The organism is Nonomuraea sp. NPDC003201 (genome assembly GCF_053590415.1).
The window spans coordinates 18,563-28,541 of record NZ_JBSFTC010000138.1 but is presented as its reverse complement, the minus strand read 5'-3'; the positions used below and the strand labels follow the sequence as shown (position 1 = coordinate 28,541).

Below are 9,979 nucleotides of genomic sequence, written 5' to 3'. Positions count from 1 at the left end.
GTGACCCCGCAGCGCAGGTCCACGCCGTGGTCGCGCTGCATGTCCGCCGCGATCGCCCCGATCGTCCCGCCCAGCGCGCCCGACAGCGGCGCCTTCCCGCGCTCGGTGACGGTGACGTCCAGGCCCAGTTCGCGGCAGACGGAGGCGATCTCCGACCCGGTGAAGCCTGCGCCGATGATCAGCACGCGGCGAGGGCCCGCGGTCAGCCGCTCCCGCAGCCGGGCCGCGTCCTCGTTGGTACGCAGCACGAACACCCCGTCGAGGGCGGCCTCCTGCGCGTTCGGCCAGGGCCGGGCGCGCGCTCCCGTGGAGATCAGCAGGCGGTCGAAGTCCACCTTCCGGCCGTCCGCGAGGTGGATCTGCCTGGCCGCCAGGTCCAGGCCGGTCGCCGCCTGCCCGAGCAGCCATTCGGCCTCGAACTCGGCCCGCCGGGGCAGCGCGGTGTCGTTGGCGGCCACCTGCCCGGTCAGGACCTGCTTGGACAGCGGCGGCCGGTCGTACGGCTCGTACGGCTCCGCGCTGATCAGGGTCAGCGACCCGGCGTAACCTTCCCTGCGCAGCGTCGTCGCCGCCCGCAGCCCGGCCAGCGAGGCGCCCACGATGACGATGCGGCCGACCTCCACGGGCCTCTTCCCGTTGACCGGCCTGGGCGGGGCGGCCTTGGCGGGCCTCCCGAGCGTGTGGACCTCGTCGACCACCAGAGCCTGGACCGGGCAGGCCGCGGCGGCGCGCAGGACGCGGGTGCGCTCGGAGTCGTCCGGGTGGAGCTCGTACATGAGGGCTTCGGAACGGCGCATCGCGAAGACATCCGGCGCGAGGAAGGCGCACTGCCCGTAGCCCTCGCAACGGGTGAGATCAACGACGACTCTCATCTGGTTCGCCCTCTTCGACACGTGGTGTGGCGATTACTCTAAGTAATCATGGGTGGCATACCCCTTGCGGTCATAGCCACACCAACCGCCCCGCGGGTCAGCGGGAGGCTGTCAGCGCCAGCACGTCCGCGAGCTGGCGCGGCGTCGGCAGGATGCGCAGGGCCTCGTCGATCTCGCGTTCCGCCCACTCGCGGTGCCGCCGCTCGGCTTTCGGGTCCAGCGCGACGCGGGTCTGGACCAGCAGGAAGTTCAGCCGGGTCGCCAGCAGCATCGAGAAGTCGGCCGCCTCCGTGATGCGCCCAGGCCCGCCGTCGCGCACATAGGCGTCGTACATGGCCCGCATGGCGTCGAGGTCCGCGTCCGGGCCGTCGCAGAACCAGTCGAACAGCGCCCTGGCCAGCTCCCGCCCCGGCGCGGCCGGGCCGAGGTTGTCCCAGTCGACGACCACCAGGGCGCCCGCGGGGTCGGCCAGGACGTTCTCCGGGTGCAGGTCGCGGTGGCAGACGATCAGCTCGGCGGGATCGGCCGGCGCGACCGCCGCGCACAGCTCGGGCAACGTGGCCAGCCGCTCGGCCAGCCGCCCGGCCCACTCCTGCTCGGCCGGTTGCCCAGCCGCGTCCGCCGGCTCCCCTTCCTGTTCGGCCGGTTGCCCGGCCCCGTCGGCCGGCTCCCCTTCCTGGCCGGCCGGGACCTGGTGATACTCCGGCCGCGCCCATTCCTGTTCGGCCGGGATCTGGTGATACTCCGGCCGCGCCCATTCCCGCTCGGCGGGGACCTGGTGGTACCAGGCGGCGGGCGGCCCGCCGTCCGCCTCCGCCGTCGCGGCGGGAGCGCATCGGTGCAGGCGCGCCAGCAGCGTTCCGAGCTCGCGCGGCGTGGCCCGCGCCGTGAGATCGACCGGCCGCAGGTCGATCCAGTCGTACAGGCGCAGCCACGGCCCGCCGCCGGGCGCGCTGAGCAGGTGGCGGCCCTCGCGGTCGGGATGGCCGGCCGGCAGCCGCACTCCCGCCTCGGCCGCCCGCCGCGCGAACGCCAGCTCCGCCTCGATCAACGCCGCCGACGGCGGCTCGCCGAAGATCTCCTTCAGCGCGTAGCGCGCCGGGCCCACCTCCAGCCGCCAGATCTGCCCCAGCGCGCCGCGCGGCCCGGCCGACACCACGACGTCGGCATCCCACCCGAACGCCTCGCGCACGTACGCGACCAGCTCCGTGACCACGCTCATCCCTCCGCCGCGAGATCCACGCGTTCGAGTATGAACCGCCACAGCGGCGTTCACTCCACTGTCATCCGTATATGTCATGATCCACGGGTTCTCACGGATCTTGTGACAGGAGAAGGATGACTGCATTAGCGCGCCGCGCGCTCCGCGCCGCCCTCGCGGGCGGCCTGGCCGCGGCCGTGGCGATCTGGCCGGTGGCGGCACCCGCGGAGGCGGCCGTGTCCGCCGCCGTGCCCGCCGCCGTGCCCGCCGCCGTCTCGGTGGACTTCACCAAGCCGGTTCGTACGCTGTCCGCCGGCGACTACGGCGTCGGCATCACCGGGTACGGCGAGGGCTCGTACATCACGAACGACTCCCGGCATCGCGAAAACCTGCGCAATCTCAAAGCGGGCCGGATGCGGATAGAGCTGCACTACCAGGAGCCGGGCAACCATTCCAGCCCGATCGTGTGCGGCGGGTACAAGTGCGACACGACCATCACGGGTGACGCCTGGATCGCGGCCATCCGCGACCTGGGCGCCGAGCCGGTCGTCATCCTCCAGGTGGACGGCCGCCAGACCGCCGAGGTGAACCGGGACGACGCGGTCGCCCTCTACCGGCACTTCGCCGCCTCGGGCACGCCGGTGCGCCGCTTCATCCTGGGCAACGAGCTCAACTGCACCTGCACCCCAGAAAAGCCGGAAATGTCGGCATCTGAGTACAGCCGGCGCTTCAACCTGATCACCGACGCCCTCGACGTCGTGGACTCCGCGGTCCGCGTCGGCGGCCCCGCCGCGGCCTGGAACGACCTGTCGTACATCAGGACGTTCCTGGAGGGCTCGCGGGACCGGGTCGACTTCCTCGACTACCACGACTACGGCAACGGCACGGACCCGATCAGCGACGAGGACCTGCTGGGCGCCGCCATCCGCAGCTACGAGACGGACCTGAAGGAGGTCGGCGCGCTGGCCGAGTCCGTGCTCGGCCGCAAGATCGACCTCCAGATCGGCGAGTTCAACTCCGACTTCGACGACCCCGACGGCCACCGTACGCTGACCCACTTCAACACGCTGTGGGGCGCGGCGGCGCTGGGCCGGATCCTGCACGCCGGAGCCGCCGCCTACCAGTACGGCGACAAGAACGGCCAGCTCGGCCTGACCAGCACGAAGGGTGAGGGCGGCATCCCGCGCAGCGAGCCGCTGCCCATCTACCACGGCATCGGCATGTTCACCGGCGAGGGCCTGTTCCGCCCGTTCGGCACGACCATGGTGCAGGCGACGGCCGACACCGACCAGCTGTACGCGTTCGCCTCGGACGGGTCCAAGAACGTCGTCCTGGTCAACGTCGGCGCCCAGCCGCTGGAGACCAGGCTCGCGTTCACCGGCCTGACGGCGGGCACGGCCGCGATCTGGCAGAGCACCTCCGACGCGTGGGCCCCGCACCGCACCGGCGCGGCCGCCGTCGCGGGCGGCGCCGCGACGCTCACGCTCCCCGCGCGCTCGGCCACGACCCTGGTCATCGACCAGCAGGGCCTGTCGGCGACCTACTTCGACAACGCCGACCTGACCGCGCCCAAGCTGACCCGGATCGACCCGGCGGTGGACTTCGACTGGGGCGCGAACGCCCCCGACCCGGCCGTGTCCGCCGACACGTTCAGCGTGCGGTGGACCGGCAAGGTGATCGCCGAGCGCGCCGAGACGTACACGTTCATCACCACGAGCGACGACGGCGTGCGGCTCTGGGTGGACGGCACGCTCCTCGTGGACAACTGGACGGACCACTCCAAGCGCGACGACAGCGGCCAGATCGCGCTGAGCGCCGGGGCGCACGACATCAAGATGGAGTTCTACGACAGCGGCTACGACGCCATCGCCCAGCTCCACTGGTCCAGCCCCACCGTACAGCGGCAGATCATCCCCACGGCGAACCTGCTCGCCGGCTGAGCCCTGAGCCCGCCGGCCGGGAGGCTCAGGTGGCCAGCACCCTGGTGAGAGCCTCCTGGACGGCGGCGCGGACCGTGGCGGGATCGTCGAGGTCGAAGCCGACCACGAGCCCGTCCCTGAGCAGCAGGACGATGTCGGCGGTCCGCTCCGGGTCGGGGTGGCCGTCGGCGGCCAGGAGGTCGCGGTAGAGGTCGCGGACCCAGCGGCGATATTCGCTGATGGCCTGTCGTACGGGGTGGGCGGGGTCGGGATACTCGGCCGCCGTGTTGACGAACGGGCAGCCGCGATAGCTCGTGCCCGCGCCGAACTCGCACATGTAGGCGAACATCTCCAGCAGCTTCTCGCGCGGCGAGGTGGCCCGCAGGGTCGTGACCAGGGTGCGCTGCAGCGCGGTCTGCTGGACCACGTAGGCGCGCACGAGGTCGTCCTTGCCCGGGAAGTGGTGGTAGAAGGTCGCCTTGGCGACACCCGCCTCGGCGATGATCCGGTCGATCCCGACCGAGTGGACGCCGTCCGTGTAGAACAGGCGCGTCGCGGTCTCGAGGACGCGTTCGCGCGCCGGGCTGGGGCGACGGCCCTCCAACGTTTCTGCGCTCACAAGTTGACGGTACCAGACAGACCTGTCTATTCTCATGCTCAGCGGCAGACAGACAGGTCTGTCTAACGAAGGGCAACGACATGAGCATCTACACCGCCATCGCCACCTCCGCCGGACGCGACGCCCGCGCGGTCTCGTCGGACGGAAAGCTGGACGTCAAGCTGGCCCTGCAGAAGGAGCTGGGCGGCGACGGCGAGGGCACCAACCCCGAGCAGTTGTTCGCCGCCGGCTATGCCGCCTGCTTCGCCTCGGCGATGCGGCTGGTGGGCGCGCAGCAGAAGCTCGACGTCTCGGACGCGTCGGTCACGGCCGAGATCGGCCTGTCGCCCAACGGCAAGGGCGGCTTCCAGCTCGAGGCCACGCTCCGGGTCGAGCTGCCCGACACCATCGCGCCGGAGGCGGCCAAGGAGCTCGTCGAGGCCACCCACCAGGTGTGCCCCTACTCCAACGCCACCCGCGGCAACATCCCCGTCAACCTGGTCATCGAGTAGCGGGGTCGTCGGGGCGGCCGGTGGCGGCCTCGATCTCCTCGGCGATCTTCCACAGCGGTGTGCGGCGGGTGGTGAGGACGACCATGACCTCGTCCGCGGCGGCCTCGGCCTCGAGGCCGTCCACCCAGGGGCCGAGCGCCTTGGTCACCTCCGAGATCGCCGCCGCGAGCCGCGCGCGTACGTCCCCCTGGCCGGCGGAGCGCAGCCAGCCGCGCAGCACGTGGTTGTGCGCGGCCACCACGGCGGCGGAGGCGACCTCATGGCGCAGCCGGAATTCCGGCCTTTCGTCCTTCGCGCGGCGGCCGTTCATGTAGCCGACGAAGGCCCGCTGGTAGCGGCTGGTGGCGGCGATCTCCCACTCGCGCAGCGCCGGCACCCGTCGCGTCAGCTCGTACCGCTTGACGGCGGTCTCCGGGTCCTCGGCGTACATGTCCAGGACGATCCCGGCGGCGTCCGCGATCACGAGGAGCGGCGAGCGCAGCGGGGAGGCCGACTCCAGGAACTCCGTCACCCGCCCCAGGCACGCGTCGTGGTCGGGGAGGATCGCGTCCTCCTTCGTGCGGAAGTGCCGGAAGAACGTCCGCCTGGCCACTCCGGCGGCCTTGGCGATCTCGTCGACCGTGGTCGCGTCGAACCCGGCCTCGAGCGACAGGCCGATGGCCGCGGACATCAACTCCCGGCGCGCGTCTCGCCTCGCGGACATCTGCTCCCTTCCATCCGCCAACGGGGGCTTCACCGTACACCTGCTCTGGCGTCATGTCACTCAGTGCCTTATCTTAAGTCACTGAGTGCCTGTCCTTGAGTTGGGAGAAGCGTATGAGCCTGGCCGGCCACCTGCACGACGTGGCGGAGGAGTACCCCATGCTCCGCGAGGCGATCAGGGCCCTCGCCGAGGAGAAGATCGCCCCGCAGGCCGCCGCCGCGGACGAGAGCGAGGAGTTCCCCTGGGAGGTCTACAAGGACCTCGTGGCGGCCGACTTCCACGCCGTCCACATCCCTGAGCAGTACGGGGGCGCGGGGGCGGACGCGCTGGCCACGGTGATCGTCATCGAGGAGGTGGCGCGGGCGTGCGCCTCGTCCTCGCTCATCCCGGCCGTCAACAAGCTCGGCACGGTCCCGCTCCTGCTGTCGGCGTCGGAGGAGCTCAAGTCTCGTTACCTGTCCTCGGTGGCCAGTGGCGAGGCCATGTTCTCGTACGCGCTGAGCGAGCCGGAGGCGGGCTCGGACGCGGCGGCGATGAAGACCCGGGCGGTCCGGGACGGCGACGACTACGTCCTCAACGGCACCAAGATGTGGATCACCAACGCCGGCGTGTCCGAGTACTACACGGTCATGGCGGTGACGGACCCCTCGGCCGGCGCGCGCGGCATCTCGGCCTTCGTCGTGGAGAAGTCCGACGCGGGCGTCTCCTTCGGCCCCAAGGAGAAGAAGCTCGGCATCAAGGCCTCGCCGACCCGCCAGGTGATCCTGGAGGACGTCCGCATCCCGGCCTGGCGCATGATCGGCGAGCCGGGCACCGGCTTCAAGACCGCCCTGGCCACCCTCGACCACACCCGCGTCACCATCGCCGCCCAGGCCCTCGGCATCGCCCAGGGCGCCCTCGACTACGCCATCGGCTACGTCAAGGAACGCCGCCAGTTCGGCCGCCCGATCGCCGACTTCCAGGGCCTGCAGTTCATGATCGCCGACATGGCCATGAAACTGGAGGCGGCCCGGCAGCTCACGTACACGGCCGCGGGCATGTCGGAGACGGCCATGCGCGGGACCCCGGTGAAGGAGCTGACCTTCTTCTCCAGCGCCGCCAAGTGCGCGGCCTCGGACGCGGCCATGGAGATCACCACGGACGCCGTCCAACTGCTCGGGGGGTACGGCTACACGCGGGACTATCCGGTCGAGCGGATGATGCGCGACGCCAAGATCACCCAGATCTACGAGGGCACCAACCAGATCCAGCGCCTGGTGATGGCCCGGCAGCTCCTCAAGTAGGCAGTTGACGTGGTCGCTGGCCTTCTCGCCCACCGTGGACAGGGCATCGGTGACATCAGGGACATCCTTGCTTCTCAGGGTCACGGGGCAGGGCGTCCGGAGAGGGCTGGACAGGGCTTGTGTGGGTAGCGTCCTGGACATGGGCGGCATCGGCCCCGCCTGGGAGATCGTGTACGACGGCTTCGATCTCGGTCGAGAGAGACTGAGGGAGGCGTTGTGCACGCTCGGCAACGGCAGGTTCGCCACCCGGGGCGCCACCCCGGACGGCGAGTCGCGCACGCCGGGCACGTACATGGCGGGCTGCTACGACCGCCTCGACTCCGAGGTCGCCGGACGCACCGTGACCAACGAGGACATCGTCAACCTGCCCGACTGGCTGCCGCTGACGTTCGCCACCCCGGGGTGCGAGTGGTTCCGGCCCGAGCGGGCCGTGCTGTCGGCCTACCGGCATGAGCTCGATCTGTGGCATGGCGTGCTGGTGCGCGACCTGCGCTGGCGCGACGGCGAGGGCCGGGTCACGCGGGTACGGCAGCGTCGCCTCGTGTCGATGGCAGACCCGTACCTGGCCGCCCTGGAGACCACGTTCACCGCCGAGAACTGGTCGGGGCCGATACGCGTGCGCGCCACCCTGGACGGCCGGGTGGCGAACCGAGGCGTGGCCCGCTACCACGACCTGCGCGGCGACCACCTCACCGGGCACGCCACCGGCTCCGAGAACGACGTGGCCTGGCTGACGGCGAGCACCCGGAGCTCACACATCACCGTGGGACTGGCCGCCAGGATCGACGCCGATGCACCCGGCGCGCAAGTATGTCCAGGCGTCGACCACATCTCCTCCGAACATGTGCTCAACCTGGCTCGAGGCGATCCCGCTACGCTCACCAAGATCGTGACATTGACCACCTCGCGCGACCCTGCCAGCCACGATCCTCTCTCGTCGGCGCTCAGCCGTGTATGCCACGCGCCATGCTTCGAGGAGCTTCTCGCCCGTCACGCGGCAGCGTGGGAGTGGTTGTGGGGGCGTGCCCGGCTCGACGTGAGCAGCGCACGATTGTCCCAAACCATCCACCTGCACATCTTCCACCTGCTCCAGACGCTCTCCCCGAACACCGCCGACCTCGACGCCGGCGTGCCCGCCCGCGGCCTGCACGGGGAGGCGTACCGGGGCCACGTGTTCTGGGACGAGCTGTTCGTGCAGCCATGGCTGGCCCTGCGTTTCCCCGAGGTCTCGCTCGGCCTGCTGCGCTACCGCTGGCGGCGGCTGCCGGAGGCCAGGGCCGCGGCCAGGTCGGCCGGGTACGAGGGCGCGATGTTCCCGTGGCAGAGCGGCAGCGACGGCCGCGAAGAGACCCCGGCCCTGCACCTCAACCCCCTCTCCGGGCGCTGGCTGCCCGACCGCTCCCGCCTGCAGCGGCACGTCGGCCTGGCCATCGCCTACAACGTGTGGCACCACTACCTGGCCACCGGCTCCATGCCGGCCTGGTGCGCGGAACTGCTGCTCGACATCGCCAGGTTCTTCGCCTCGCTGGCGATGCGATACGGCGACCGCTACGAGATCCGCGGCGTCATGGGGCCCGACGAATACCACGACGGCTACCCGGGCGCTGACGTGCCGGGGCTGGCCAACAACGCCTACACCAACGTCATGACCGCCTGGCTGCTCATCCGCGCCCGCGAGGCCGCCTGTCTGGCGCCGGAACTGGCGCCCCCGGACGTGGAGCTGGCCCGCTGGGACGACATCAGCCGCCGCCTGCGGGTGGACTTCCACGACGGCGTGATCAGCCAGTTCACCGGCTACGGAGATCTGCTGGAGCTCGACTGGGAGCGCTACCGCGGCGTGCGGCGCCTGGACCGGGCGCTGGAGGCCGACGGCGACGACGTCAACCGCTACAAGGCCTCCAAGCAGGCGGACACCCTCATGCTCTGCTACCTCCTGACCGGCGACGAGCTGACCGGCCTCCTGGAACGGCTTGGTTACCCGGTCGGCCGCGGGCTGATCTCCCGTACCGTCTCCTACTACCTGGCCCGCACCAGCCACGGCTCGACACTCAGCGCGGTCGTGCACGCCTGGGTGCTGGCACGCTCGAAAAGGGCACAGTCCTGGAGATTCTTCACCGAGGCCCTCTACGGCGACATCAAGGACGTCCAGGGCGGCACCACCGCGGAGGGCATCCACCTGGGCGCGATGGGCGGCACCCTTGACCTCCTGCAACGCTGTTACCTGGGGCTGGAGTCGCGGCCGGACGGGCTGTGGCTGGACCCGCTGCTGCCCGGCCGGCTCGGCGTGCTGTCCATGCCGCTCCGCTACCGCGGGCGCCAGATCTTCATCGACGCCGATCACCATGAGGCACGTGTGAACGGCACCGCGCGCCGTACCTATGCGCGGGGAGAAACGATCACGACTGGCGCCGAAGATCTCGGAAGCCGCGACCAGGACCGCCTGCCCGGGCACGGCCCTGCCATGGCCAACCCGACGATGGAGGCGCTGGACCCGGAGGAGTGCCTGCGGCTGATCTCGCCGGGCGGGATCGGGCGGGTGACGTTCAGCAGCTCGTACGGGCCTGCTGTGCTGCCCGTCAACTACGAGCTGCACCACGGCGGGATCGTCTTCCGTATCGCGTCCGGCGGCCCGATGGACCAGGAAGGGGTGGACATCAAGATCGCGTTCGAGGTCGACAAGATCGATGAGGTCAACCGCGAAGGGTGGAGCGTCCTGGTGCAGGGGGCCGCCCACCACGTGATGGAGGAGGTGGCAGACTCGGGCGTCACGCCCTGGGCGGGCGGCGAACGCGGACTCTACATCCGCATCGTCCCCCAGCGGATCACGGGCCACCGCATCCACGGCATGTAGCTACCGGCCTGAACTGTCGTGCCCGCGTAACGCTGGGCGG

Annotated in this window: 8 protein-coding genes; 4 read left to right on the top strand and 4 right to left on the bottom strand. The window is 70.9% G+C overall.

Annotated features, from left to right (window positions below):
* The coding region (locus tag ACWDX9_RS35795) for an FAD-dependent oxidoreductase (RefSeq protein WP_449961993.1) at positions 1-872 on the bottom strand (872 nt) is incomplete at its 3' end.
* Positions 873-969: 97 nt separating this feature from the next.
* Positions 970-2,094, bottom strand: coding sequence for a phosphotransferase enzyme family protein (locus ACWDX9_RS35790; protein WP_449961990.1), 1,125 nt, complete (start codon positions 2,092-2,094; stop codon positions 970-972).
* Positions 2,095-2,210: 116 nt separating this feature from the next.
* Between ACWDX9_RS35790 and ACWDX9_RS35785 the strand changes: the two genes are divergently transcribed.
* Positions 2,211-4,013 carry a PA14 domain-containing protein gene (locus ACWDX9_RS35785; protein WP_449961988.1) on the top strand — a complete coding sequence of 601 codons (1,803 nt, stop codon included), beginning with the start codon at positions 2,211-2,213 and terminating at the stop codon, positions 4,011-4,013.
* A gap of 25 nt (positions 4,014-4,038) precedes the next feature.
* Here the strand turns inward: ACWDX9_RS35785 and ACWDX9_RS35780 are convergent, their stop codons facing one another.
* Positions 4,039-4,611, bottom strand: coding sequence for a TetR/AcrR family transcriptional regulator (locus ACWDX9_RS35780; protein WP_449961985.1), 573 nt, complete (start codon positions 4,609-4,611; stop codon positions 4,039-4,041).
* A gap of 80 nt (positions 4,612-4,691) precedes the next feature.
* On the opposite strand from ACWDX9_RS35780, the gene ACWDX9_RS35775 reads away from it, so the two are divergent.
* Entirely contained in the window at positions 4,692-5,102 is a 411-nt protein-coding gene (locus ACWDX9_RS35775; protein WP_449961982.1) for an organic hydroperoxide resistance protein, read from the top strand.
* On the opposite strand, the gene ACWDX9_RS35770 is transcribed toward ACWDX9_RS35775, so the two are convergent.
* Positions 5,092-5,805 carry a TetR family transcriptional regulator gene (locus ACWDX9_RS35770; protein WP_449961976.1) on the bottom strand — a complete coding sequence of 238 codons (714 nt, stop codon included), beginning with the start codon at positions 5,803-5,805 and terminating at the stop codon, positions 5,092-5,094. The genes ACWDX9_RS35775 and ACWDX9_RS35770 overlap by 11 nt on opposite strands.
* Positions 5,806-5,918: 113 nt before the next feature.
* Between ACWDX9_RS35770 and ACWDX9_RS35765 the strand changes: the two genes are divergently transcribed.
* Together ACWDX9_RS35765 and ACWDX9_RS35760 are read left to right on the top strand one after the other, a co-directional pair.
* The gene (locus ACWDX9_RS35765; protein WP_449961974.1) at positions 5,919-7,088 is read left to right on the top strand and encodes an acyl-CoA dehydrogenase family protein; all 1,170 of its coding nucleotides are present in this window, start codon (positions 5,919-5,921) and stop codon (positions 7,086-7,088) included.
* A gap of 139 nt (positions 7,089-7,227) precedes the next feature.
* A complete protein-coding gene (locus ACWDX9_RS35760) occupies positions 7,228-9,939 on the top strand; it encodes a pyridoxamine 5'-phosphate oxidase family protein (RefSeq protein ID WP_449961971.1) in 2,712 nt (903 codons plus the stop codon).
* The last annotated feature ends 40 nt before the right edge of the window (positions 9,940-9,979 follow it).